The 25,620-nt window shown below is 71.9% G+C and carries 23 protein-coding genes; 11 read left to right on the forward strand and 12 right to left on the reverse strand.

Going from position 1 to position 25,620, the window contains the following annotated elements:
- Positions 1–186 precede the first annotated feature (186 nt).
- The 3 genes from AAG589_RS18915 to AAG589_RS18925 form a co-directional block, all read right to left on the reverse strand.
- The gene (locus AAG589_RS18915) at positions 187–1,530 is read right to left on the reverse strand and encodes an MFS transporter (RefSeq protein ID WP_430568841.1); all 1,344 of its coding nucleotides are present in this window, start codon (positions 1,528–1,530) and stop codon (positions 187–189) included.
- Between the two features lie 93 nt (positions 1,531–1,623).
- The gene (locus tag AAG589_RS18920; RefSeq protein ID WP_430568842.1) at positions 1,624–2,715 is read right to left on the reverse strand and encodes an inositol-3-phosphate synthase; all 1,092 of its coding nucleotides are present in this window, start codon (positions 2,713–2,715) and stop codon (positions 1,624–1,626) included.
- Positions 2,712–3,386, reverse strand: coding sequence for a PadR family transcriptional regulator (locus AAG589_RS18925; RefSeq protein ID WP_430568843.1), 675 nt, complete (start codon positions 3,384–3,386; stop codon positions 2,712–2,714). The genes AAG589_RS18920 and AAG589_RS18925 overlap by 4 nt, the downstream gene beginning before the upstream one ends.
- Positions 3,387–3,695: 309 nt before the next feature.
- Between AAG589_RS18925 and AAG589_RS18930 the strand changes: the two genes are divergently transcribed.
- The 5 genes from AAG589_RS18930 (at position 3,696) to rplI (ending at position 8,126) form a co-directional block, all read left to right on the forward strand.
- Positions 3,696–6,230, forward strand: coding sequence for a transglycosylase domain-containing protein (locus AAG589_RS18930; protein ID WP_430568844.1), 2,535 nt, complete (start codon positions 3,696–3,698; stop codon positions 6,228–6,230).
- Between the two features lie 158 nt (positions 6,231–6,388).
- Positions 6,389–6,679, forward strand: coding sequence for a 30S ribosomal protein S6 (gene rpsF / locus AAG589_RS18935; protein ID WP_380243995.1), 291 nt, complete (start codon positions 6,389–6,391; stop codon positions 6,677–6,679).
- Between the two features lie 105 nt (positions 6,680–6,784).
- Positions 6,785–7,333, forward strand: a complete 549-nt coding sequence (locus AAG589_RS18940; protein ID WP_430568845.1) for a single-stranded DNA-binding protein — start codon at positions 6,785–6,787, stop codon at positions 7,331–7,333.
- Between the two features lie 86 nt (positions 7,334–7,419).
- On the forward strand, positions 7,420–7,656 hold the full coding sequence (rpsR, locus tag AAG589_RS18945) for a 30S ribosomal protein S18 (protein WP_100422261.1): 237 nt from the start codon (positions 7,420–7,422) through the stop codon (positions 7,654–7,656).
- Between the two features lie 20 nt (positions 7,657–7,676).
- Positions 7,677–8,126, forward strand: a complete 450-nt coding sequence (gene rplI / locus AAG589_RS18950) for a 50S ribosomal protein L9 (protein WP_430568846.1) — start codon at positions 7,677–7,679, stop codon at positions 8,124–8,126.
- Positions 8,127–8,202: 76 nt separating this feature from the next.
- Here the strand turns inward: rplI and AAG589_RS18955 are convergent, their stop codons facing one another.
- Complete coding sequence (locus AAG589_RS18955; RefSeq protein ID WP_430568847.1) at positions 8,203–12,321, reverse strand: carboxypeptidase regulatory-like domain-containing protein; 4,119 nt, start codon at positions 12,319–12,321, stop codon at positions 8,203–8,205.
- 280 nt (positions 12,322–12,601) lie between these two features.
- Between AAG589_RS18955 and AAG589_RS18960 the strand changes: the two genes are divergently transcribed.
- Positions 12,602–13,177, forward strand: coding sequence for a winged helix-turn-helix domain-containing protein (locus AAG589_RS18960; protein WP_430568848.1), 576 nt, complete (start codon positions 12,602–12,604; stop codon positions 13,175–13,177).
- A 51-nt stretch (positions 13,178–13,228) separates the two neighbouring features.
- Here AAG589_RS18960 and AAG589_RS18965 read toward each other — a convergent pair whose 3' ends face one another.
- Positions 13,229–14,533, reverse strand: coding sequence for an MATE family efflux transporter (locus AAG589_RS18965; protein WP_430569218.1), 1,305 nt, complete (start codon positions 14,531–14,533; stop codon positions 13,229–13,231).
- 444 nt (positions 14,534–14,977) lie between these two features.
- Between AAG589_RS18965 and dnaB the strand changes: the two genes are divergently transcribed.
- Positions 14,978–17,575 (forward strand): replicative DNA helicase, encoded by a 2,598-nt coding sequence (dnaB, locus tag AAG589_RS18970; protein ID WP_430568849.1) that lies wholly within the window; start codon positions 14,978–14,980, stop codon positions 17,573–17,575.
- Between the two features lie 34 nt (positions 17,576–17,609).
- Here dnaB and AAG589_RS18975 read toward each other — a convergent pair whose 3' ends face one another.
- The gene (locus AAG589_RS18975; protein ID WP_430568850.1) at positions 17,610–18,308 is read right to left on the reverse strand and encodes a histidine phosphatase family protein; all 699 of its coding nucleotides are present in this window, start codon (positions 18,306–18,308) and stop codon (positions 17,610–17,612) included.
- A gap of 2 nt (positions 18,309–18,310) precedes the next feature.
- On the reverse strand, positions 18,311–18,892 hold the full coding sequence (locus AAG589_RS18980; RefSeq protein WP_430568851.1) for a dihydrofolate reductase family protein: 582 nt from the start codon (positions 18,890–18,892) through the stop codon (positions 18,311–18,313).
- Between the two features lie 71 nt (positions 18,893–18,963).
- Here AAG589_RS18980 and AAG589_RS18985 point away from each other — a divergent pair, with 71 nt between their 5' ends.
- From AAG589_RS18985 to AAG589_RS18995, 3 genes are all read left to right on the forward strand, one after another.
- Positions 18,964–19,530 (forward strand): TetR/AcrR family transcriptional regulator, encoded by a 567-nt coding sequence (locus AAG589_RS18985; protein ID WP_430568852.1) that lies wholly within the window; start codon positions 18,964–18,966, stop codon positions 19,528–19,530.
- An 88-nt stretch (positions 19,531–19,618) separates the two neighbouring features.
- Positions 19,619–19,927, forward strand: a complete 309-nt coding sequence (locus AAG589_RS18990) for a hypothetical protein (protein ID WP_430568853.1) — start codon at positions 19,619–19,621, stop codon at positions 19,925–19,927.
- Between the two features lie 28 nt (positions 19,928–19,955).
- Complete coding sequence (locus AAG589_RS18995) at positions 19,956–20,678, forward strand: AAA family ATPase (RefSeq protein ID WP_430568854.1); 723 nt, start codon at positions 19,956–19,958, stop codon at positions 20,676–20,678.
- Between the two features lie 34 nt (positions 20,679–20,712).
- Here the strand turns inward: AAG589_RS18995 and AAG589_RS19000 are convergent, their stop codons facing one another.
- Complete coding sequence (locus AAG589_RS19000) at positions 20,713–21,210, reverse strand: MarR family winged helix-turn-helix transcriptional regulator (RefSeq protein WP_430568855.1); 498 nt, start codon at positions 21,208–21,210, stop codon at positions 20,713–20,715.
- A gap of 153 nt (positions 21,211–21,363) precedes the next feature.
- Between AAG589_RS19000 and AAG589_RS19005 the strand changes: the two genes are divergently transcribed.
- Positions 21,364–22,122: an SDR family NAD(P)-dependent oxidoreductase gene (locus tag AAG589_RS19005; RefSeq protein ID WP_430568856.1), complete on the forward strand. Its 759-nt coding sequence runs from the start codon at positions 21,364–21,366 to the stop codon at positions 22,120–22,122.
- Here the strand turns inward: AAG589_RS19005 and AAG589_RS19010 are convergent.
- The 4 genes from AAG589_RS19010 to AAG589_RS19025 are packed head-to-tail and all read right to left on the reverse strand — an operon-like array spanning position 22,106 to position 25,612.
- Complete coding sequence (locus AAG589_RS19010; RefSeq protein ID WP_430568857.1) at positions 22,106–22,738, reverse strand: 3-oxoacid CoA-transferase subunit B; 633 nt, start codon at positions 22,736–22,738, stop codon at positions 22,106–22,108. The genes AAG589_RS19005 and AAG589_RS19010 overlap by 17 nt on opposite strands.
- Positions 22,735–23,472, reverse strand: coding sequence for a CoA transferase subunit A (locus tag AAG589_RS19015; RefSeq protein WP_430568858.1), 738 nt, complete (start codon positions 23,470–23,472; stop codon positions 22,735–22,737). The genes AAG589_RS19010 and AAG589_RS19015 overlap by 4 nt, the downstream gene beginning before the upstream one ends.
- On the reverse strand, positions 23,469–24,476 hold the full coding sequence (locus tag AAG589_RS19020; protein ID WP_430568859.1) for a fumarylacetoacetate hydrolase family protein: 1,008 nt from the start codon (positions 24,474–24,476) through the stop codon (positions 23,469–23,471). Before AAG589_RS19020 ends, AAG589_RS19015 begins: the two co-directional genes overlap by 4 nt.
- Positions 24,473–25,612 carry an FAD-dependent oxidoreductase gene (locus tag AAG589_RS19025; protein WP_430568860.1) on the reverse strand — a complete coding sequence of 380 codons (1,140 nt, stop codon included), beginning with the start codon at positions 25,610–25,612 and terminating at the stop codon, positions 24,473–24,475. The genes AAG589_RS19020 and AAG589_RS19025 overlap by 4 nt, the downstream gene beginning before the upstream one ends.
- Between the last annotated feature and the right edge of the window lie 8 nt (positions 25,613–25,620).

Genomic DNA, 25,620 nt, shown 5'->3' on the forward strand with positions numbered 1-25,620 from the left:
GTACGACCACGAACCATCCTGCGATATTCCCGCTCCCCGTGACGACCTGATTTCCGGGTGGAACTCGTCGGTCGACGTGCGAGCGCGTCGGGGAGCGCGGAACCTCAGCCTGCGGCAGGGGCCGGTGCCGGAACAACGGCCGGTCCGGGAACGGTCGTGAACCGTCGGTTCACGACGGGGCCGGCGTCAGGCGCGGGCGGCGGCGTCCTCGGCGCCCCCGGCCCGGCGGACGCGGGGCGGCACCACCACGGGGGTGCGGGCGCCGCGCGTCGCCATGAGCAGGGCGGCGAGGACGTAGGCCACGGCGAGGCCGACGAAGACGCCGCGGGACCAGCCGGTGTCCGGCAGGGTGAAGGCCGCGAGGGCGGCGGCGCCGACGAACGCGGCGTTGTAGAGCACGTCGTAGAAGGCGAACGCACGGCCGCGGAACTCGTCCTCGGCGTCGCGCTGCACGATCGTGTCGACGGCGATCTTGGTGCCCTGGGCGGCCAGGCCGAGCAGCGCGGCGCCCGTGTAGACGACGACGCGCTCCGGCGTGGTGACGAGCAGCAGCTGGCTCGCGGCCGCGAGCAGCAGCATGACGGCGATCCAGCCCTGCGGGCCGGTGCGGCGGGACAGCGTGGGCGTGAGCACCATCGCGACGGCGCCGCCGGCGCCCGTGAGCCCGATGACGACGGCGAACGTCGCCATCCCGGCGCTCTGGCTGCCGGGGTCGAGCAGGTTGCGCGAGATGAGGATCGACGCGATGAACACCACGCCGTACAGGAACCGGTGCACGGCCATGGCGAGCAGCGCCTGGCCTGGGGTGCGGCGGGCGACGAGGTAGCGCGCGCCGTCCGCCAGGCCGCGCGCGACCTTGACGAGCTCGCCGCGCAGATCGGCCTCCGCGGGTTCCTCGGGCCCCAGCTGGGTGCGCCGCAGGCGCGTGGCGAGCAGGGACGCGACGCCGAAGACGAGGGCCGCGCACACGAGCGCGGACGAGTCCTTGACCCGGCCGGGCTCGAACAGGAGGCCGAGGACGAAGCCGATGCCGCCGCCCACGAAGGCCGCGCCCGCGCCGAGCGTGGGGGACAGCGAGTTGGCGGTGAGCAGCAGCGGGCCGTCGACGACGCGCGGCAGGCCGGCGGACAGCCCGGCCAGCAGGAAGCGGTTGACCGACAGGGCCGCCAGGCCGATCGCGTAGATCGCCCAGCCGACGCCGCCGGAGAGCATCACGACCGCCATCGCGAGCGTGAGCACGAGGCGCACCGCGTTGCCCCACACCAGCACCTGGCGGCGCTGCCACCGGTCGAGCAGCACGCCGGCGAACGGGCCGACGATGGTGAAGGGGGCGAGCATGACGGCGAACGCGCCCGCGATCGCCGCGGCGGTGCCCTGCGACTCGGGGGAGAAGAAGAGCAGCGACGCCAGCCCCACCTGGAACATGCCGTCGCCCGCCTGCGAGACCAGCCGGACGGTGAAGAGCTTGCGGAAGCCCTCCAGCCGCAGCAGCGCGCGCAGCTCCTGCCAGGTCTCGCTGATGGCTCCCACGTCCCTTACCTTCCCATGGAGCAGCTCGCTGGTTGAGCCTGTCGAAACCTCGTCACCGGGTTTCGACAGGCTCAACCACCGAGGGGTGGGGCGTCAGCGCTCGACGTCGCCGCGGATGAACGCCTCGAGCTGGGCGCGGCCCGCGGTGTCCTCCATCTGCACGGGCGGGGACTTCATGAAGTACGTCGACGCGGAGAGGATCGGGCCGCCGACGCCGCGGTCCTTGGCGATCTTCGCGGCGCGCACGGCGTCGATGATGATGCCGGCCGAGTTGGGGGAGTCCCACACCTCGAGCTTGTACTCCAGGTTCAGGGGCACCTCGCCGAACGCGCGGCCCTCGAGGCGGACGTACGCCCACTTGCGGTCGTCGAGCCACGCGACGTAGTCCGACGGGCCGATGTGGACGTTGCGGTCCTCCTTCTTGCCGCCGAGCGCGCCGGTGAGGTTCGAGGTCACCGCCTGCGTCTTGGAGACCTTCTTCGACTCGAGGCGGTCGCGCTGCAGCATGTTCTTGAAGTCCATGTTGCCGCCGACGTTCAGCTGGTACGTGCGGTCCAGCACGACGCCGCGGTCCTCGAACAGCTTGGCGAGCACGCGGTGCGTGATCGTGGCGCCGACCTGCGACTTGATGTCGTCGCCGACGATCGGCACGCCGGCGTCCTCGAACTTCTTCGCCCACTCGGGGTCGGACGCGATGAAGACGGGCAGCGCGTTGACGAAGGCGACCTTCGCGTCGATGGCGCACTGCGCGTAGAACTTGTCCGCCTCCTCGGAGCCCACCGGGAGGTAGGAGACGAGGACGTCGACCTTCGCGTCCTTGAGCGCCTGGACGACGTCGACCGGCTCGGCGTCCGACTCGTCGATCGTCGCCGAGTAGTAGTCGCCGAGGCCGTCGAGCGTGTGGCCGCGCTGGACCGTGACGCCGGTGGGCGGCACGTCCGCGAACTTGATCGTGTTGTTCTCCGAGGCGTGGATGGCCTCGGCCAGGTCGAAGCCGACCTTCTTCGCGTCGACGTCGAACGCCGCCACGAACTCCAGGTCACGCACGTGGTAGTCGCCGAGCTGCACGTGCATGAGGCCGGGGACGGTGTCGGTGGGGGCGGCGTCGCGGTAGAAGTGCACGCCCTGGATCAGGGACGATGCGCAGTTTCCGACACCGACGATGGCAACGCGGACGGAGGTCATCCTCGCTCCTTGTTTCTCTGGGCCGGGGCGCCTGGCACCCCGGCACTGTGGTCGCGGGCGCGGCCGAGAGCACGGTCGCGTTCCGTGGTGATGAGTCCGTCGAGCCAACGCACCTCGCGCTCGACCTGTTCGAGCCCGTGGCGCTGCAGCTCGAGGGTGTACTCGTCGAGCCGCTCGCGGGTGCGTGCGGCAGACTCTCGGACCGCCTCCAGCCGCTCGGTGAGCCGGGTGCGCCGACCCTCGAGGATACGGATGCGGGTCTCGGCGTCCGTCTGCGCGAAGAACGCGAAGCGGACGTCGAAGTTCTCGTCCTCCCAGGCGGCCGGGCCCGACGACGCGAGGACGGTCTGGAGATGCTCCTTGCCGTCCGCCGTCAGCCGGTACACGATCCGCCCGCGCCGGCCCGACAGCGATGCCTTGCCCGAGGACTTGGCGCCGGCCTGCCGGGATCCCGACGCCCGCGCCGCGGGGGCCGGGGCCTCCCGCTCCGTGGTCTCGATGAGGCCGCGGGCGACGAGGGACTTCAGCGCCGGGTAGAGGGTGCCGTAGGAGAACGCGCGGAACGAGCCGAGCAGCAGGTTGAGCCGCTTGCGCAGCTCGTACCCGTGCAGCGGGGCGGAGTTGAGCAGGCCGAGGATGGCCGTCTCGAGCACCACAGACCTGCTGCGCACGAGGGCTCCTTTCCTGTCGGTCCGTCCGTTGCTGCCGACCCGTCGTCACGACGTATCGAGTCGATACATCGCGAGGATAGGACTCGCCGACACGGTCGCGCAACGGGAGGCGCTCGGACGCGGTGCCGGGCCAGTTGTGAAGGTTCCGCGGAGCGCAGGCCAGAGGCATGGGGACGCCTGGGGACGAACCGTCGCCCCGGGCGCCCGAGGCTCCCGTCGGCACGGTGGCATCGCCTAGTGTTCCCTGTGGTCCGCAGGCCGGCGCACTCTACGAGCAGCACGCCGGTCCCGCACGACGAAAGGCTTGACGTGGCGAGGAGACGTCGCTTCTGGAACTACCCGCGCCCGCGCAAGGGCCCGGTGCAGCGCTGGCTGCCGTCCTGGCGCATCGTCGTCGGCACCCTGCTCACCGGGACGGCGCTCGGCGCGGGCCTGTTCGTGGCCGCGTGGAGCACGACGACGATCCCGGACGGCCTGGACGACGTGCAGTACCAGGCCACGACCGTCTACTGGGGAAACGGCAAGGAGATGGGCACGTTCGCCGAGCAGAAGCGCGAGATCGTGCAGCTCGAGGACCTGCCGCCGTACGTCGGGAACGCCGTCGTCGCGTCCGAGGACGAGACCTTCTGGACCAACAAGGGCGTGGACCCCAAGGGCATCGTCCGCGCGGCGTACAACAACCTCAAGGGCGGCGGCCGGCAGGGCGCGTCCACGCTCACGCAGCAGTACGTGGAGCGGTACTACCTCAACACGACGACGTCGTACGCGGGCAAGGCGCGCGAGGCGATCATCGCGCTCAAGGTGGCGCAGGCCCAGCCCAAGGAAGAGGTGCTCGAGAACTACCTGAACACCATCTACTGGGGTCGCGGCATGTACGGCATCCAGGCGGCGTCGCAGGAGTACTTCAACAAGGACGCCAAGGACCTCACGCCCTCCGAGGCGGCGATGCTCTCCGGCATCATCCCGTCGCCGCAGAACTGGGACCCGTCGGTCAACCTCGACCAGGCGAAGGAGCGCTGGGCGCGCAGCATGCGCAAGATGCACGAGCAGGGGTACGTCACCGACGACGAGTACAAGAAGGCCGAGTTCCCCAAGTTCCAGAAGAAGAAGGAAGCCACCAACACCCAGGGCGGGCAGAAGGGCTACCTCCTGGCGCAGGTGAAGAAGGAGCTCGTCAAGTCCAAGAGCAACCCTGACGCCCCCCTCGACTCCGAGCAGGAGCTCGAGACCCGCGGCCTGAAGATCACCACGACGATCGACCAGAAGCTGCAGAAGACCGCCGTCGAGGTGGAGAAGACGCTGCACGAGGACGGCACCTACGGCAAGGCCAACAAGAACGTCCGTATGTCGCTGGTCTCGATGGACCCGCAGACCGGCGCGGTCAAGGCGCTGTACGGCGGGCCGGACTACGTGAAGCAGTCGCTCAACACGGCGACGCAGGACGTCGTCCAGGCGGGCTCCACCTTCAAGCCGTTCACCCTCATGGCCGCCCTCGAGGACGGCCACACCCTCGAGGAGAAGCTCGACGGCAACTCGCCGCACGTCTTCCCGGACATCAAGGACGACGAGGGCAAGCCCTGGTCGCCCGCGAACTTCGGGCTCGAGGACTTCGGGCAGATCAGCCTGGCCGACGCCACGGCCCACTCCGTGAACACCGCGTACGCCGAGCTGAACGTCGAGGTCGGCCCGGAGAAGACCGTGGACGTGGCGCACCGGGCCGGGATCCGCGACTCCGAGCAGTACCCGATCGACCCGGTGCCCTCGAACGTGCTCGGCACCGCGTCCGTCTACCCGATCGATCTCGCGCGCGCCTACTCCACCATCGCCGCGGGCGGCTACCGCACGACGCCGCACGTCGTGTCGAAGGTCGAGACGCTCGACGGCACCACGCTGTACGAGGCGCCGGAGGAGCAGGAGAAGGAGTTCGACGCGGACGTCACCACCGCGGCCACCTACGCGATGACGAAGGTGGTCGAGGAGGGTTCCGGTCGCACGGCCCAGGAGCTCGGCCGGCCCGTGGCCGGCAAGACCGGCACGTCGCAGGACAACAAGTCGGCGTGGTTCGCGGGCTTCGTGCCGCAGCTCACGACCGTCGTCGGTCTGCGGCAGTACAAGACGCTCGACCTCGAGGCGGGCAAGATCGCCGGGCAGGACCAGATCGACGGCTTCGGCGAGTGGGACGAGATCACCGGTGGCTCGTGGCCCGCGCGGGCGTGGACCGACTTTATGCAGGTCGCGACGGAGGGCATGGACGTCGAGCAGTTCCCGGAGTACGTGCCGTCGCAGCCGGCGTACACGCCGTCCCCGACGCCCTCCGAGACGGAGGAGGAGAAGGTCACCGTGCCGGACCTCGTCGGTCAGGACGTGGCCAAGGCGACCCAGGAGCTGGAGAAGCTGCAGCTCGTGGCACGCACGCAGGCGCAGAACAGCGACGAGCCCAAGGGCACCGTGCTGCAGGTGTCGGGGGCGGGCACCGAGGTGCCCGTCGGCACGACCGTCACCCTCGTCGTCTCGACGGGGCAGCCGGACCAGCCCGAGCAGGTCGTGATCCCGACCGTCGTGGGGCAGCCGCGGACGACGGCGGAGCAGATGATCTACGGCGACGCCCTGCAGCCCGCGGTCAAGGAGGAGTTCAGCGACCAGCCCGTCGGCATCGTGATCGACACCGACCCCGGGCAGGGCAACAGCGTCGACCAGGGCTCCACCGTGACGCTGATCGTCTCCAAGGGCCCCAAGCCGGGTAAGGATCCCGAGCCGTCCGAGAGCGCGTCGACCCCACCGCCCGATGACGAGGAAGGCGATCCCGTGCTACCGGGCTGGGGCGACAACAGCACCGAGAACTGACCGATTTCCGGGACGCCCGCCCTGGCGGGTATCCTGGTCGACTGGCTGTGCCCACCGTCCCGGACCGCTCCGGGGTCGGCGCGCGGCCGACGCACGCAAGAACCCTCCTGTCACGGAACGACCGTGACCGCTGAGACCAGAGGAGGTGGGTTGAACACATGCGTCAGTACGAGCTGATGGTGATCCTGGACCCGGAGGTCGAGGAGCGCACCGTGGCCCCGTCGCTGGAGAAGTACCTGTCGGTCATCTCGACCGAGGGCGGCTCCGTCGACAAGGTCGACATCTGGGGTCGTCGCCGCATGGCGTACGACATCAACAAGCGTTCCGAGGGCATCTACGCCGTCGTCGACTTCACCTCGACGCCGGACACCGCGAAGGAGCTGGACCGCCAGCTCGGCCTGAACGAGGCCGTGCTGCGCACCAAGATCCTGCGCACCGACGCCCGCTGAGACCTGAACCGAATCTCTGCCCCCGTCGCGGGCGACGTCCTGTCGGATGTCGGCGGCCCGTGATGGGATCCCCTCACGACTCACGGACGAACGAAGGAGCATGGCATGGCTGGTGAGACCGTCATCACGGTCGTCGGAAACCTGGTCGCGGACCCGGAGCTGCGCTTCACCCCGTCAGGGGCTGCCGTCGCCAACTTCCGCATCGCGTCCACGCCGCGCACGTTCGACCGCCAGACCAACGAGTGGAAGGACGGCGAAGCGCTGTTCCTGTCCTGCTCGGTCTGGCGCGAGGCCGCGGAGAACGTCGCCGAGTCGCTGACGAAGGGCATGCGCGTCGTCGTGCAGGGCCGTCTGACTCAGCGCTCGTACGAGACCCGCGAGGGGGAGAAGCGCACCGTCTTCGAGCTGCAGGTCGACGAGGTCGGCCCGTCGCTGAGGTACGCCTCGGCGAAGGTCACCCGCGCCCAGCGCTCGGGTGGCGGCGGCTTCGGCGGCGGCGGCGGCAACCAGGGGGGCGGCTTCGGCGGCCCCCAGGGTGGCGGCCAGCCCGGCGGAGGCTTCGGTTCTTCCGGCGGCGGTCAGAGCAACGACCCGTGGGCCACGGCCGGTCCCGCCTCCTCCGGTGGCGGGTTCTCGGACGAGCCCCCGTTCTGATCGGCGCCAGTCCCCAGATCACCCGTCCTCCCGTGCAGGCCCTGTGCCGGCGCTCGTGAGGACTGCACCTGTGAAGGAGCAACACCATGGCGAAGCCTGTGGTGCGCAAGCCCAAGAAGAAGGCCAACCCGCTCAAGACGGCCAAGATCGAGTCCGTCGACTACAAGGACACCGCGCTGCTGCGCAAGTTCATCTCCGACCGCGGCAAGATCCGCGCGCGTCGCGTGACCGGCGTCTCCGTCCAGGAGCAGCGCCAGATCGCCCGTGCGGTGAAGAACGCCCGTGAGATGGCGCTGCTGCCGTACTCGTCCTCGGCCCGCTGACCGGAAGGGATCACTGAATCATGGCAAAGCTGATCCTGACGCACGAGGTCACCGGCCTCGGTGAGCCCGGCGACGTCGTCGAGGTGAAGGACGGGTACGCCCGGAACTTCCTCATCCCGCGCCGCCTGGCCACCCCGTGGACCAAGGGTGCGGAGTCGCAGGTCTCCGCGATCCGCAAGGCTCGCAAGACCCGCGAGATCGCCACGCTGGACGAGGCCAAGGCGGTGGCCGACTCGCTGGCCGCCAAGACGGTCGTCGTCACGGCGCACGCCGGCGAGTCCGGCCGCCTGTTCGGTGCCGTCACCACCGGTGACATCGCCGACGCGGTCGTGGCCGCCGAGGGCCCGCAGGTCGACAAGCGCAAGATCGAGATCGGTCAGCCGATCAAGACGACCGGTGAGTACACCGTGTCGGTGCGCCTGCACCCCGAGGTCTCCGCGAAGATCGCCGTCAAGGTCGTCGCCGGCTGAACGCCTGACGCCTGACGAGACGAAGGTCCCGGCCCCCGCGAGGGGACCGGGACCTTCGTCGTCCTCCCTCGGACGGTCAGGGCAGCGGCTTCAGGTCGACGTCGTAGACCGCCGTCTGCCCGGCGACGATCTGTGCGGTGCGGACGGCCGGGACGAACCCGTTCGCCGCGACGACCAGCTGGAGCGGCCCGTTGGCCTTGGGCATCCAGTACGCGTACGCGCCGTCGGCCCCCGTGACGAGGGTCGTGTCGTACGCCTTGCCGTCGAGGTGGACGACGGCGCCGTCGAGCGGGTCGCCGTCGCCCGTCACCGTGCCGGCGACCTTGCCCCAGCCGGTCGGGGCCTTCACCGTCATGAGCGCGGCGACGGTGGGTGCCTCGTACGGGGTGTCCTCGCCCGCCGTGATGGTGGCCGAGTACGTCCCGGGCTGCTCGACCGCGGCGGTGAGGGCGACCGCGGCCCGCACGGAGGCCCCGGGCGCGAGGGTGAGCTCCGGCGGCTGGATGTCCAGCCACGTGAGGCCCGCGCCGCCCGACGACTCGCCGGACACGTTCATGACGAGGTGCATGTCCGGGAAGTCGACCTCCGCGGTGTCGGTCGGCTCGACGAGGCCGCACGCCTCCGACCGGAGGTACGTGGGCGCCGTCTGCCCGGCGCCGTTCGACCCGGCGAAGAACCAGCCGCCGGCCGGCACGTCGATCTCGACGACGAGGGTGCCGTCCTTCGGCACCTCGCCCGTGACGGGCACGGTGACGACCGTGCCGCCCGCGTCCGTGCCCACCGTCGCCTCGGCGCTGCCGATCAGCGTCATGTTGGCGTACACGAGGTCACCCTCGAGCGTGTACAGGTTGACGGTGAGCGGTTGTGCGACCTGCACGGCCTCGACGCCGAAGGACACGGCCGAGACGTCGAACGACCCGTCGATGCCGAAGTCGCTCAGCGTGAAGGTGCGCAGGTAGCCGTTGTCCTGCGTGACCACCTGGTTGCTGCAGGCCGCGGAGTTGTTCGCCACGATGTCCTGCGACGCGGAGTGGGTCAGCGTGGTCTGGTCGAGCGGGACCGCCGACAGGTCCGGCGAGACCGTCCCTGCCTTGGCTCCGGACGACGCGAGACCGTTCTTCCCGTCCGAGGTGCCGAGCCCGGACCCGGTGGTGCCGAAGGACGGCTTCGGCGACTCGGGCACGGTGGCGTCGTCGGCGACGTGGTGGATGACGCCGCCGTCCGCCGCCGTGCCGCCCCTGGCGCCGACCCCGAGCATCTCGAACCCGCCGCCACCGGCGCCCAGCGTCACGTCCACCGGCTCGGTGCCGGTGTTGGTCAGCTGGAACGCGCGGGAGGCGGTGGCGCCCATGCCGAGCGACGCCGAGACGCTCTCCTTGTTCACCTCGAGGCGGCCGGCGCCGAGCGCGACGTTCCGCGTCACGACCTGGCCGTCCTCCGTGAGGGCCGCGTTGCGGGTCGCGCCCGCGTACTCGTCCTTCGCGTAGGCGAGCGCGTACCGCTCCAGCGGGAGCCGGGCGGTGTAGGTGCCGTCGGCGCCGGTGGTGACGACCGTCTCGTCGCCGTCGTCCTTCGACGTGATCGTGACGGTGGCGCCCTCCAGCGGCTCCTTGGTGTTCCCGTCGCGCACGGTGCCGGTCACGGAACCCATGCCCGCCAGGTCGTAGGTGACGGACAGCCCCTCGGCGACCGCGGCCGCGTTGTACGAGAACTGCGACGCGACCGTGCCCGCCGCGTTCTCGATGCCGATCGTGGCGGAGTCGCCGCGCGCGGTGGTGGTGTCGGTGACGGCCCCGTAGCCGAGGGTCACGCGCCCGTCGGCGAGCAGGGTGACCGAGAAGTTCACGCGGTCGGTCTCCGGGCGGTACTTGCGCGCGTCGCGCCACTCGACGACGAACGCGTCGACGCCGTCCACCGTGGTGGTGCCGGTGTACACGGCCGACTGCTCGTCGAGGAACAGGTCGTCCCAGAACGGGTAGATCGCCGCGTTGGGCGCCGCCGCGGCGGGGAGCGCCACGTTGGACAGGCTGGTCGACGAGGAGAGGAAGTTCAGGAACCCGTTGGTCGCGACGTACGCGGTGTCGTACGTCTCGCCGTAGAACGGGAAGCCGAACGGCAGGTCGACCGACGCGGCCTTGTCGTCGCCCGTGAGGGCCAGCGGCGTGTCGCCCGTCGCGACGCCCGCGGTGCCGGTGGAGCAGTAGTACCCGTAGCCGTCCACGAGCCGCTTGAGGGCGGCGTCGACGGTCTCGTCGCCGTCCACCACGACCTCCGTGCTGAACGGATCGGCGCAGGTGCCCGCCGAGACGGTCAGGGTGTACGTGCCGTCCGGCACGCCCGAGATGGCGTACCGCCCGTCGTCGCCGGTGGTGACGGCTTCCAGCGGGCCCGAGAGCGTGACGACGGCGCCCGCGGTGGGCGACCCGTCCTTCTCGGTGACCGTGCCGGAGACGGTGCGGGTCGCCGCCCGCTCGAGTGTAATCGGCAGCGTGACGGTCTCGTCGGCGGCGACGGCGACGTCGGCCGGCGCGGAGGCGACGAACCCGAACGCGTGCGCGCTCACCGCGTAGTCGCCGACGGCGAGCTCGGCGGTGAAGGTGCCGTCGTCGCCGGCCGTGACGGTGCGGTCGCGGGAGCCGTCGAACGTCACCTCGGCGCCGGCGACCGGCGCGCCGTCGGCCGCGGCCACGGTGCCCGTGACGAGGCCGGTGTCGCCCACGGGCGCGGCGTCGAGCAGGGCCATGACGTCGAGCTTGCCCTCGCCCCACACGTTGTTGTCGTCGGCGGTGCCGCCGCACGTCGTGTCGTCGACGTCGACCGCGGCGCCGTCGAGCAGCGCCTGCGTCTCCTCGATCTGGCCGACGAGGCTCGGCGCCGCGCTCCACAGCAGCGCGACCGCGCCCGCGAGGTGCGGGGCCGCCATCGACGTGCCGTTGTACGACGCGTAGCCGTCGCCGGGGACCGACGAGCGCACGTTGACGCCGGGGGCGGCGATGTCGGGCTTGGTCCCGCCGTCCTCGCCCGCGCCGCGCGACGAGAACGAGGCGACGGCCCCGGACGAGTCGAACGCGCCGACGGAGTACGTGTTCGTGTTCGCGCCCGGCGAGGACGTGGTGGTGCAGCCCGGGCCCATGTTCCCGGCCGACCAGGTACCGAAGACGCCGGCGGCCTCCCACGCGTCGATCTGGTCCGCCATGAAGTCGTCGATCACCCCCGGGGCGTCGTAGCCCCACGAGTTGTTGACGACCTGCGGCCGCTTGCTCGGGTCGGGGTCGCTGCCGTCCACCTTGGTGGGCGCCAGGATCCACTGGCCGGACTCCAGGAGGTCGGCGTTGGAGCAGGTGGCGCAGCCGTTGGCGGCGATCCAGTCCGCGCCGGGGGCGACGCCGATCTGGTTGCCGGCGCCGTCGTCGCCCACCATGGTGCCCATCGTGTGGGAGCCGTGGCCGTCGGTGTCGCAGGGGGAGGCACCGGGGCAGGCGTTCGACGTGTCGAACCAGTTGTAGTCGTCGACGACGCTGCCGTCGGGCTGCAGGCCGCGGTACTGGCCCGCGAGGGCCGGGTGGTCGCCCTGCACGCCGGAGTCGATGTTCGCGACGGTGACGCCGTCGCCGGTGTAGCCGAGGGCCCACGCGTCGTCGGCGTTGATCGCCTGGAGGCCCCACTCGACCGACTGCGTGCCCTGCGTCGAGACCTTGTCCCGCTCGACCGGCTCCACGAGGTGGTAGCCGCGCGGGGCGCTGATGCGCTCGACCTCGGGGGACGCGGCCAGCGTGGTGGCGAGGGCGCCGTCGCCGTCGCGCACCAGGATGGCGTTGGAGATCCAGAAGGTCTCGTAGTCGGCGCCGGCGGCGTCGAGGTCCTTCACGAGGCCGGCCTGCGCGGCGTCCGCGACGGCCGTCAGGGTGTCGTAGACGTACTGCCCGCGGTCGTCCCAGTCGGCGATGTCGCGCGCCGCGCGCAGGTCGGCCGTGTCGGCGAGCTCGAGCCAGAAGTCGGCGGGGCCGGCGGCGAGGTCCTTCTCGACGGCGGCCCCGATCTTGTCCGCGGGGTCGGGGACGTCGGGGGTGGGGGCGAGCGGCGGGCCGTCGTCGGCGAACGCCGGTGCGACCCCGGCCGCGGAGGTGGCGAGGAGGGCGAGAGCCGCGGTCGTCGCGACCCACCCCCGCCTGGTTCCGGTCGATCTCGTTCCCATCGATCTCGTGCGGATCGGTGTGTGCACGCTTCCTCCAGGTGAGGGAGCCCCCGGGTGCGGGGGCGTCGTGACGGGCGCCCGGTCGGGGCCCGCCCTCCAGCCCATCCGGCGTTCCTCCGGCGGACAAGGACGCTCGGCGGCCAGTTTCCGGTCAACCAGGGGCCAGCTCCGGGTCGGTTCCGGAGCCGTCGGCGGGCGGTGGCGCCTGAACTCTGATAGGCACCTGGGTAAACGATGTCCGCGACCTTTCCCGGAGTGCGCGTCGGACGGAGGACGGCAGATGCCCCCCAAGAACGTGGTCGAGCCGGTCGGCGGTTACGTGCTCTGCATCGGGTTGCCGCTGCAACGGGTGGGCGAGGTGGCCCGCCTGCTGCGCGGCAGGGCGGCCGTGATCGCGACCGCCGACACCGACGGCGCGCGGACGCTCCTCGGCGCGGCTCCGCCCGCGGTGCTGCCCGACGACGAGGCGCCGCACACGCTCGAGGTGCACGCCCGCGCGCCCGTCGCGCCGTCGCACGACGAGCCGGGGGCTGCGGCGGACGAGGAGCGCCGGGCGCGGCGGATCGTGCTCGGCGCGCTGGTGCTGGACCTCGCGGCGCGGGAGGTCACCGCCGGGGGCGCGCCCGTGCACCTGTCGATGCGGGAGTTCGACCTGCTGGTCGCGCTCGCGTCCGCGCCGGACCGGGTGTGGTCGTTCGCCGAGCTGACCAGCACCGTGTGGCGCACCGGCTACCTGGGCGACCCGGACCCGGTGGTGTCCGCGGTGAAGCGGCTGCGCAAGCGGCTGCGCGTGGTGCCCGAGCTGCGCGTGTCGTCGGTGCGCGGCATCGGCTACCGGCTCGTGGTGCCCGCGTGACCGGTCGGCGCCGCCGCCGTCACACCCTGTTCACGCGGCGGTCCGACGGCGTCACGCGCCCGTGACCATCCACCGGTCGCCGCGGGCGCGCAGGCCGGTGGTGAGGGCGCGCGCCAGCATGAACACGCCCGCGAACGCTCCCCACAGCCACGCGAGCCCGATCGCGCCGTCGGGCGCCCAGGCGCGGACCGCGAGGGCGAAGGGCACGTAGACCACGAGCGTGAGCATGCCGGCCCAGGCGAGGAAGCGGCCGTCGCCGGCGCCGATGAGGACGCCGTCGAGCACGAACACCCAGCCCGCCATCGGCATGAGCACGCCCGTGACCACGAGGCCCGCGGTGATCGCGACCCGCACGTCGTGGTCGGTCGTGAACAGCGGGGCGAGCCACCAGCCGGAGACGGCGAAGACGACGCCGATGACGACGCCGGCGCCGACGCCCCACTGGAGGGACCGGCGCAGGACGGCGCGCACGCGGCCGACGTCGCCGGCCCCGAGGCCGTGGCCCACCAGCGCCTGCCCGGCGATGGCGAGGGCGTCGAGGGCGAACGCGGCGAGCCCCCACAGGCTGTTGACGACCTGGTAGCCGGCCAGCGCCGTCGCGCCGAGGCTGGTCGCGACGGCGACCGTGAGCAGGATGGCGAGGCGCAGCGACGCCGTCCGGACGAACAGCGGCGCGCCCGCCCGGGCGTTGGCCCAGATGCCCGCGTGGTGGGGGCGCAGCGAGGCGTGGTGGCGCCGGGCCCCGCGCACCACGACGACCGTGAGGACCGCCGCCATGCCGAGCTGGGTGGCGGCCGTGCCGATGGCCGACCCGGCGATCCCCAGGCCGGCGCCGTAGACGAGGACGACGGACAGGATCGCGTTGACGACGGCGCCCGTGGAGGCCACCCACAGGGGCGTGCGCGTGTCCTGCAGGCCGCGCAGCACGCCCGTGGAGGCGAGGACCACGAGCATCCCGGGCAGGCCGATCACCGACCAGCGCAGGTAGGTGGCGGCGTAGCCGGCGACGTCGGTGCCAGCACCCATGGCCCCGACCGCCCAGTGCGCCCCGACGGCGAGGACGGCGGCCAGCACGACGCCGAGGCCCAGGGCGAGCCACATGCCGTCGATACCCGACTGCAGCGCGTCGCGGGTGCGCCCGGCGCCCACGAGGCGGGCGACGGCGGCCGTCGTGGCGTAGGCGAGGAACACGCACAGCCCGACGAGGGTGACGAGCAGCGTGGACGCGACGGACAGGCCGGCGAGCTGCGCGGTGCCGAGGTGGCCGACGACGGCGCTGTCGACGAGCACGAACAGCGGCTCGGCGACCAGGGCGCCCAGCGCGGGCAGCGCGAGGGCGAGGATGTCGCGGTCGATGCGGCGTCGGTCACCCCTGTGGACAACCCTGTGGGCGGAGGGGTCGGCGGCCTCCGCGGGTGGGTGACCCTCCGGCGGCGTCGGTGAAGGAGGGGTGGCGCCGGGGTGTCCGGCGTCTGGATCCGGGGTGCGGTGCACCTCACCCAACTTTCTTCTCCTCCACAGCCTGAGGGTAACGTCGCCGCAGGTCAGCGGCCTGTCAGAAGTTGTACACAGCCGATATCCCCAGTTGTGCACATGTCTGTCCACCGGCCGTGCACAGCCTGAGGGGCATATCCACAGGCTCGTCCACACCTGTGTCCACACCGTCGATTGCGCACGGTCGCGGGCGCGCCTAGCGTCGTCCGCGGTGTCAGAGGGCCACGGTAGAACGTGGACCTGACAGCGGTAGTCGATGTCCGGTGACGGACCGGACGCCGGCGACGGCGGGGGAGCGGGGTGAGCATGTCGATCGAGGAGCTCGAGGCGGGATATCAGGGGGCGCCCGGCGCCACCTTCGACCGCACCCCTCCTCAGGACGTCGCCGCCGAGATGAGCGTGCTCGGCGGCATGCTGCTCTCCAAGGACGCCATCGCCGACGTCGTCGAGCAGATCCGCGGCAACGACTTCTACCGCCCCGCGCACGAGGCGATCTACGACGCCATCATCGACCTGTACGGCCGCGGCGAGCCCGCCGACGCCATCACCGTCGTCGCCGAGCTCACCAAGCGCGGCGAGCTCGCGCGGGTCGGCGGCGCCCCGTACATCCACGACCTCATGGCCGGCGTCCCCACAGCGGCGAATGCCGGCTACTACGCCCGCATCGTGCAGGAGCGCGCCGTGCTGCGCCGCCTCGTCGAGGCCGGCACCAAGATCGTGCAGCTCGGCTACGCCACCGACGGCGGCGACGTCGAGGGCATCGTCAACACCGCGCAGGCGGAGATCTACGCCGTCACCGAGCGCAAGACCTCCGAGGACTACCTGCCGCTCGCCGAGATCATCGGCGGCACCATGGACGAGATCGAGGCCGCCGGAAACCGTGGCGAGGGCATGGTCGGCGTCCCCACCGGCTTCGCCGACCTCGACCGTCTCACCAACGGCCTGCACCCCGGGCAGATGATCGTCATCGCCGCGCGGCCTGCTATGGGAAAGGCGCTGGCTCTCGACACCCCGCTGCCCACACCCACCGGGTGGACGACGATGGGCGACGTCGCGGTGGGCGACGAGCTGATCGCCGCCGACGGCACGCCCACGCGCGTCGTCCGCGCCACCGAGGTGATGACCGGCCGGCCGTGCTACGAGGTCGTCTTCGACGACGGCACCACCATCGTCGCCGACGCGCAGCACGAATGGTCGACGAGCACGCGTGCCCAGCGCCGCAAGGTGCGTCACGGGCAGGCACCCGAGTCCGAGATCCGGACGACCGAGGAGATCGCAGGGTCATTGCTCTGCGCGACGGCGGATCGTCGGGTGAATCACTCGATCGTGACGGCAAGAGCGCTTGATCTTCCCGAAGCCGAGCTCCCGCTCCACCCGTACGCCCTCGGAGTGTGGCTCGGCGACGGACATTCGTCGTCCGCCCGCTTCACGTCGGCAGATCCCGAGATAGCGATGCGGATCGAGGGGCTCGGCTATGTCGTCGGCGAGCGGACCTCGGTTCCCGGCACCGCAAAGCTGTATCAGCTGCAACTGCCCAGCGACGCGCCCGTCGCAGCGCGCCGTTGCGTGGTCTGCGGCACCGAGTTCATCCCGAAGCTCGCCCACGTCAAGACGTGTGGCCGCTCCTGCGGCGGTAAGTCGTCCGCGGTGTCTCCTCGATCGGCTGCCCCGACCTGCCCTGACTGCGGTGAACCCAGCTCGGGACACCGCCGGTGCATGGCGTGCCACGAGCATCACGGCAGTGTTCCCGCCATCTTGCGAACCCTCGGAGTGCTGGGCGACAAGCACATCCCCGACCAGTACCTCCGTGCCAGCGAGGCGCAGCGGCGCGAGCTGCTCGCAGGACTGCTGGACACCGACGGCACCGTGAACCGCACCGGCAGCGTGCAGTTCGCGGTGACCAGCCGAAAGCTCGCCGAGGGCTTCCGTGAGCTCGTCCACAGTCTGGGTTACCGCACCGGCTGGTGGGAGAAGGCTGTGCGCGGCAGGAGCGCCGGCTCGTCGGTGGCCTACACGATCACCTTCACGACGGACGACGACGTGTTCGGGCTGGAGCGCAAGCGCCTTGTGCACAAGGCGCGGCGTCGGCCGTCCACGGCCAAGTTGACGTCACGGTTCGTGGTCGACGTGCGGCGCATTGAGTCGGTGCCCGTCCGGTGCGTGGAGATCGAGCATTCCTCGCATCTCTACCTGGCAAGCCGGGCCATGATCCCCACGCACAACTCGACCCTGGCGATCGACATCGCACGTGCGGCGTCCATCAAGCACCAGCAGTCGTCCGTCGTCTTCTCGCTCGAGATGAGCCGCAACGAGATCACGATGCGCCTGCTGTCGGCGGAGGCGCGCGTCCACCTGCAGAAGCTGCGCAACGGCTCCATGGGCGAGGACGACTGGCAGAAGGTCGCCAAGGTGATGGGCCGCGTGTCCGAGGCGCCGATGTTCATCGACGACTCGCCGAACATGTCCCTCACCGAGATCCGCGCCAAGTGCCGTCGGCTCAAGCAGAAGCATGACCTCAAGCTGGTCGTCATCGACTACCTGCAGCTCATGACGTCCGGCAAGAAGGTCGAGTCTCGCCAGCAGGAGGTCTCCGAGTTCTCCCGCGCGCTCAAGCTTCTGGCGAAGGAGATCGGCGTCCCGGTCATCGCGCTGTCGCAGCTGAACCGTGGCCCTGAGCAGCGGCAGGACAAGAAGCCTGCTATGTCTGATTTGCGTGAGTCAGGCTCGATCGAGCAGGACGCCGACATGGTGATCCTGCTTCACCGTGAGGATGCTTACGAGAAGGAATCGCCTCGCGCCGGCGAGGCCGACCTGATCGTCGCCAAGCACCGTAACGGCCCGACCGACACCATCACCGTGGCCTTCCAGGGCCACTACTCGCGATTCGTGGACATGCAGTCCTGACGTCGAAACGTCGTCGAGTCCGCGTCCCCGACCCTCAGATATCTAGATGCCGGGTGTCGCCGACGGTGACGACGGCACGGTTGTGGAAATAGCCGTCCTCTCGCAGCGTCGTGATGCTGCCTGACGGCACCGGGAATGCCACGTGGCCGGCCGCCTCGATCGGCATGCCGATCCAGGCCGCGATGACGAGTCCTGCCGTGCCGCCGTGCGTCACGATCACAAGTTCGTCGACCGGGAGCGCGAGCAGATCCGTCATCGCGCTGTAGACGCGCTGCGCCACGTCCCACCGCGTCTCTGCGCCGTCCAGGCCCTCGTGATGCCGGAGGCGGTCGCCGACCGCCGGCGGAGGGACGAACCGCGCGTCGAGCCACGACTGTGGGCGTCCGCCGGCCTCCCCGTACGACTTCTCACGCAGCCGCGGGTCGAGAGCGGGCTCGACGGACAGTGCCTGTCCGATGACCTCGGCCGTCCGCCGTGTGCGTCTCAGGTCGGACGTCGCGACCGTGACGTGGGCCGTCTCGTCGATGCGCTCGCGGAGAGCGGCAGCGATCATCAGAGCGTGCCGTTCCCCGCGAGGGGTGAGTGCCGAGTCGAAGTGCCCGCCCACCACGTGGTCGACATGATGGGTCGCCTCCGGGTGTGTGACGACGCTGACCCTGCGCTCGCACGCGGGGACGCGCCCTGGAATCGGCGCGGGCGGACTGACCTCGCCTGGTGTCTTCACGGTGGTCACCCTCACGCGTGTCGGCGTCGCGCGTATTCGGCGAGCACGACCCCGGACTCGTAGGGCGTGATGGCGAGCGGTCGCAGGGCCTCAGGGCTGTACGGGCGGTCGCCGAACAGGCGGACGCCGTTCCCGAAGAGCACGGGGTTCAGCTTGAGCGTGAGCCTGTCGATCTCGTCGGCGAGCACGGCGGCGAGCGTGCCGCCGCCGCAGAGCCAGATGCCGGCCCCGTCCTCGGCCTTCAGCTCGCGCACCACGTCCACGGGATCCCGGTCGGTGAACTCGATGTCCGCGGAGCCCTCCGGCGCCTCGTGCCCGCGGGTGAACACGATCTGGCGCAGGTGCCGGTAGGGGTTCGGCAGCGAGGGGAGCCCGACCGCGTACGTGTTCCAGCCCATCAGCACCGTGTCGAACGGTCCGTCGCGGAACGGAAGGCCCGCTGTCTCGGCGAGCTCGGTGGGTGCGGTCCCCTGGTACCTCTGCCAGATCCCGTCGGCATGGTCCCCTTCGAAGAGAAACCGGTCGAACTCGCCGGCGGGGCCGGCGATGAACCCGTCTGCGCTGACGGCGACGTAGTAGGTCAGTTCTCGCATGCGATCTCCAATCACGACATCTGCAGTGGTTGAAACCATAGCAGGTGTCGTGGTTGAGCTAGGGTCGGACCATGGCCAAGAACGACGCGCGCCGTACCCTGCTGGCCGATGCGGGCATCGCCGTCCTGGCACGGGAGGGGTCGCGTGGACTCACCCATCGTGCGGTCGACGTCGAGGCCGGCGTCCCGGTGGGCACGGCGTCGAACTACTTCCGCAACCGGGAGCTGCTCATCGCCGGCCTGTCCGAGCGGATCGGTGCACGGCTCGCGCCCTCTGAGGCCGACCTCGCGGCGAGGGCGTCCGCCGCACCGAGCCGCGACCTCTTCGCCGCCTATGTCCGCGACATCGTGCGTCGACTGACGACCAACCGCGAGGTGACTCTCGCCCTCTACGAGCTTCGCCTGGAGGCTGCGCGGCGCCCTGAGCTGGCGGCCGTCCTCGGCGAGTGGCAGCAGTCCGGTCTCGATGCCGACGTCGCCTTCAACGAGGCGGCCGGGCTCCCGGGAGGCCGCCGCGAGATCGTGAACTTCCACTACGCGATCGAGGGGCTCGTGTTCGACCGCCTCACTTCGCCCATCGACCCGCACACCTCGACCGACGAGGTCGTCGATGCGCTGGTGGCGAAGCTTCTGCCTTAGCGCTCGCGCTCTCCCGCGCGGCTCAGAACCATGGGCGAGCGACCATGCTTGTATCTGGGGCGCTGCGCAAGTGCCAGAGGGAGGGGACGTGGTCGAACGACCGACGGTGGTGTGCCTGTGCGGATCGCTGCGCTTCCAGGACCTGTTCGACTCGGAGCGGCGGCGACTGACCGCCCGGGGCGTGATCGTGCTCGCACCGGAGGCGATCGACGACGAGCTGACGCCGTCCCGGCGGGAGGCGCTGGGCGAGCTTCACCTCAGGCGGATCGACCTGGCGGACGAGGTCCGCGTGGTCAGCGAGGGCGGCTACGTCGGTGCGGCGACCTGCCGTGAGATCGAGTACGCGCGGCAGAGGCGCAAGGTCATCAGCTTCGTGGAGCCGGCGCTCGCGGTGTGATCGCCCCAGGCCTGGGCATGATGCCCCCGTGGACTTCTCGCAGCCGCCGGTGGTCCGGGTCGCGCCGGACGCCGAGCACCCGCTGCCCGTGGGCGTGTGGCCGCGCACGATCCCCGCCGTCGACCAGCTGCTGCGCGACGGGCTGGACCTCCCGCCGGGCGTGACGTTCCTGGTGGGGGAGAACGGCAGCGGCAAGTCGACGCTGGTGGAGGCGGTGGCGGTCGCGTACGGGCTGTCGCCCGAGGGTGGCACCGCGCACGGCCGGCACTCGACCCGCGAGACGGAGTCCCCGCTGCACCGCGCTGTCCGGCTGCAGCGCGGCGTCGGGTCGGGGCGGTGGGGCTTCTTCCTGCGCGCCGAGACGATGCACGGCTGGTACACGTTCCTCGAGGAGCACCCGGGCCCGCGGGACCCGCTGTTCCACGAGATGAGCCACGGCGAGTCGTTCCTCGCCGTCCTCGAGTCGCGGTTCGACGGGCCGGGGCTGTACTGCCTCGACGAGCCCGAGGCGGCGCTGAGCTTCTCCTCGACCCTGAGCCTCATGAGCGTGCTCGCCGACCTGGCCGGTCGCGGCGGGCAGATCCTGTGCGCCACGCACTCGCCGGTGCTGGCGGCGCTGCCCGGCGCGACGATCCTCGAGGTCGGGCCGTGGGGCCTGCGCCCGACGACGTGGGAGGACCTCGAGCTGGTGCAGCACTGGCGGGCGTTCCTCGACGCGCCGGAGCGCTACCTGCGCCACCTGCTCGACTGACGTCGCGGGGCGGAGCAGCGGCGCCCAGGCCGCGTCAGCGCGGCCGCCAGCCGCCGTCGTCCCGGACCGCGCCGGCGATCCGCCGGCTGATCTCGCGCAGCTGCCGGGCCTGCGCCTTCGTCAGCCGGTCGAGCACGAGCCGGTGGACGACCTCCACGTGGCCAGGGGTCGCGTCCCGGACCTTCGCCCGGCCGGGCTCGGTGAGCACGGCCAGGGTGTAGCGACCGTCGGCCGGGTCGGGCGTGCGCCGCAGCCAGCCATGGGTCTCCAGCCGGGTGGCCGCGCGGGACAGCCGCGAGAGCGTGCTGTTCGCGTAGCCGGCCAGGACGCTCATCCGGAGGGTGCCGTCCGCCGCCTGGGCCAGGGCGTACAGGACGCCGTACTCGAAGTGGGACAGCTGTGCGTCGCGCTGGAGCTGGGCGTCCAGCGCGGGCGGCAGCCACTCCAGCAAGGTCGCCAGCGCGGACCAGGTCTCGAGGTCCTCGCCGGTGAGCTCGGTGGGGGCGGCGGCGGGCGCGTCGGGGTCCGGCATGACGGTCAGCGTACGCGGCGGCGCGCGTGCCCGGCACCGCGATTGACTTGCCCAGGAAAGTCATCGGCCCTACGGTTCACTTGCTTGAGCAAGTAACGACGGCGAGAAGAGGGCGGCACGGTGGAGCTGGGGCTGGCGGGCAGGCGGGCGTTCGTGAGCGGGTCGACGCAGGGCATCGGCTACGCGGTCGCGGAGGCGCTGCTCGCCGAGGGAGCGTCCGTCGTCGTCAACGGGCGGAGCGAGCACGGCGTCGCGACGGCGGTGCGGAGGCTGGAGGACGCCGTCCCGGGCGCGGCGGTGTCCGGCATCGCGGCGGACTTCGCGGACGCCGCCCAGGTGCGGCGGCTGCTCGCGTCGCTCGGGGAGGTGGACGTGCTGGTCAACAACGTGGGCGTCTTCGACGTCCGGCCGTTCGAGGAGATCCCCGACGACGAGTGGCAGCGGTACTTCGACGTCAACGTGATGAGCGGCGTCCGCCTGTCCCGGCACGCGCTGCCCGGCATGCTGGCGCGCGGCTGGGGCCGCGTCGTCTTCGTGAGCAGCGAGTCGGGCGTGAGCGTCCCCGCCGACATGACGCACTACGGGACGACGAAGGCCGCGCTGCTCGGCCTGGCCAACGGCCTGGCCAAGCTCACCCGCGGGACGGACGTCACGGTCAACACCGTCCTCGGCGGGCCGACGTACTCCGACGGCGTCGCCCGAGCGGTCGAGCACGTCGCCCGGGCCCAGGGCGTCCCCGTGGACGAGGCGAAGGGCGCGATCGCGGCGGCGAACCGGACCTCGCTGGTGCAGCGGTTCCTCGAGCCGGCCGAGATCGCGCCCCTCGTCGCCTACCTGGCCAGCCCCGTCTCCTCGGCCACCAACGGCGCCGCCCTGCGCGCGGACGGCGGGACGCTCACGACGACGCTCTGAGCGGCCCGGTCGACGCGACCACCTCGTCGTGCGACACCCCCGGCGCCAGCTCGCGGACGACGAGCCCGTCGCCGGTGACGTCCAGCACCGCGCGGTCGGTGATGATCCGGTCGACGACGCCGAGACCGGTGAGCGGCAGGGTGCACTCGTCGACGATCTTCGGGCCGCCGTCGCGGGCGACGTGGTCCATGACCACGACGACGCGCCGCGCGCCGGCGACGAGGTCCATCGCGCCGCCCATGCCCTTGACCATGCTGCCGGGCACCTGCCAGTTCGCCAGGTCGCCGCGGGCCGACACCTGCAGGGCGCCGAGGATCGCGACGTCGACGTGCCCGCCGCGGATCATGGTGAACGACGTGACGGCGTCGAAGCAGCTGGCGCCCGGCAGGGCGGTGACCGTCTGCTTGCCCGCGTTGATGAGGTCGGGGTCCTCGTCGCCGTCCAGGGGGTACGGCCCGATCCCGAGCAGCCCGTTCTCGCTCTGCAGCGTGACGCGGACGCCGTCGGGCACGTGGTTCGCCACCAGCGTCGGGATGCCGATGCCGAGGTTGACGAAGTCCCCGTCGCGCAGCTCGCGCGCGGCGCGGGCCGCCATCTCGTCCCGGGTCCAGGTCATCGTGCTCCTCCTCGGGCCTCGGCGAGCTCGGCCCGCGGGCGGACGGTGCGCTTCTCGATCGGGCGCTCGCGGTCAGTCGTGACGACGGCGGTGACGAACACACCCGGCGTCACGACGTCGTCCGGGTCGAGGAACCCGTCCCGCTCGGGGTCGAGGAGGTGCTCGACCTCCGCGACGGTGACGGGAGCGGCCGTCGCGACGACCGGGTTGAAGTTCCGCGCGGTGAGCCGGTAGCGCAGGTTGCCGGCGGCGTCGCCGGTGTGCGCGTGCACGAGGGCGAGGTCGGCGCGGATCGCGCGCTCGAGCAGGTAGGTGCGGCCGTCGAGGTCGATCGTCGGCTTGCCCTCGGCGACCGGGGTGCCGACCCCGGTCGGCGTGTAGAACGCGGGGATGCCCGCGCCGCCGGCGCGCAGCCGCTCGGCGAGGGTGCCCTGCGGCACCAGCTCGACGTCGAGCTCGCCGTCCAGGAACCGCCGCGCGAACAGCTTGTTCTCGCCCACGTACGAGGCGAGCACGCGGCTGACCTGGTCGTTCTCCAGCAGCACCCCGAGGCCCAGCCCGTCGACGCCGAGGTTGTTGGAGACGATCGTGAGGTCGCGGACCCCGGAGTCGCGGACGGCGTCGATCAGCTCGTACGGCACGCCGCACAGGCCGAACCCGCCCACGGCGATCGTCATGCCGTCGCGCAGCGCACCCTCGAGCGCGGCGCGGGCGCCGGGGGCGAGGGTCGTCACGGGAGGGCTCCTTCCGTGACGCGGGCCCGTCGCCGGTCGCGGGCGCGCGCCCGCGGCACCACCGGCAGGTCGGCGAGCTCGGGGCCGGCGACGACGCGGTTCTCGACTGCGCCGATGCCCTCCACCTCGAGCCGCACGACGTTCCCGGGAGCGAGCGGCGGCGGGTCCTGGACGCCGGACCGCCCCCACAGCTCCGCCAGGCAGCCGCCGTTGCCGCAGGTGCCGGAGCCGAGCACGTCGCCGGGGCGCACCCAGGTGCCGCGCGAGGCGTACGCGATCATCTCCTCGAACGTCCAGCCGGCGTTGGACAGCAGGTCGTGCCCGATCCGGCGGTCGTCGACGAACGCCTGCAGGCCGAGGGCGAGGTACCCGTCGTCGTCGCGGTACTCCTCCAGCTCGTCGGCGGTGACGACCCACGGCCCGAGCGTCGCGGCCGAGTCCTTGCCCTTGGCGGGGCCGAGGTTCACCTGCATCTCCCGGCCCTGCAGGTCGCGGGCCGACCAGTCGTTGAAGACGGTGTAGCCGAAGACGTGGCCGCGCGCGGCGTCGACCGAGAGGTTCGTGCCGGCGCCCGCGACGACGACGGCGACCTCCAGCTCGTAGTCGAACCGGCGGCTGCCGGGCGGCACGGCGACGTCGTCGTGCGCGCCGACCAGCGAGTGCGGGTTGGTGAAGTAGAACGTGGGTGCGTCGTACCAGGCGTCGGTGACGCCGTCGTCCCCGGAGACCGCGCGGGCGACGCCCTCCACGTGCTCCTCGAACGCGACGAAGTCGCGCACCGACGGCGGCTGCAGCGGCGGCAGGAGCCGGCCGCCTGCCACCGGGACCGGCGCCGACGAGCGCTCCGCCCACGCCGCGGCCTCGCGGGCGGCGTCGAGCCCGGCGTCGGCCAGGCCCAGCACCGTCGTCCCGGCGCGCAGGTCGTGCAGCCGCTCCTCGCCCGGCGCGCCCACGACCAGCGCGTCCCTCGTGCCTCCGTCGGCGGCGTAGCGCGCGAACCTCATGGCGCCTCCGTCACGAGCGTCGAGACGCGGCGCATCAGCCCGGGCACGTCCGCCTCGGACGGCGGGGTGTGGTCGAGCATCCACGCGCCGATCTGCACCGACGCCTCGACCACCTCGCGGGCGCGGGGCAGCCGCCGGTCGGTGTACCGCGCCAGCAGCGCGTCGTCGAGCGCCTCCGCGCCGGTCAGCAGCTCGGCGAGCACGGCGGCGTCCTCGAGACCCTGCGCCGCGCCCTGGGCGATGGTGGGCGGGCACGAGTGCGCGGCGTCGCCCACGAGGACGACGCGGCCGCGGTGCCAGGGCGCGTCGACGACGTGCGTCTCGAAGCGGGCGTAGTTGACGGGCGTGTCGTCGGTGAGGCCGGCGCGGATGTCGTCCCACGGGCCGTGGTACGCGCCGGCGAGGTCGCGGAAGACGGCGAGCTGCTCGGCCTGCGGCAGGCCCGAGCGGTCCTGCACGTCCTCCACCAGGTAGGCGTAGAGGCTGTCGGCGCCGGTGGGGCAGTAGCCCGCGATGTAGCAGCGGCCGCCGTAGGTGAGGTCGGTGCGCTCGACGGCGGCTGGCCGGGGGACGTGGACGCGCCAGATCCCCATGCCGGTGCCGCGCGGCTCGACGTCGATCCCGATCGTGGACCGGGTCCAGGAGTGGATGCCGTCGGCGCCCACGACGAGGTCGTAGCGCTGCGCGGAGCCGTCGGAGAAGGTCACGTCGACGCCGGTGGCGTCCTGGCGCAGGTCGGTGGGGCAGGTGCCGAACCGGACCTTGGCGCCCGCGTCGGCGGCGCGCTCCAGCAGCACGCGCGCGAGGACGGGACGCGACATCCCGAGCGTGGCGGGCAGGTCGGGCCCGCCGGTGCGCACGTCGGGGATCTCCGCCACCAGGGTGCCGGCGGGGTCGGGGGCGCGGATCCCCAGCGAGTCGAAGGCGTAGCCGGCCGCGCTCACCGGCTCCCAGACGCCGAGGTCGCGCAGCACGCGCAGGGCGTTGCCCTGCAGGGTGATGCCGGACCCGGTGGCGGGCACGTCGGGCCGTGCCTCGACGACGTCGACCTGCACGCCGGCCTCGGCGAGCAGGATCGCGGTGGCGCAGCCGGCGGCACCGCCGCCGACGACCAGGACGGAACGAACTGCAGGCATCGTCGCCT

It is taken from the genome of Isoptericola sp. F-RaC21 (assembly GCF_038593535.1).
Taxonomy (GTDB): Bacteria; Actinomycetota; Actinomycetes; order Actinomycetales; family Cellulomonadaceae; genus Isoptericola.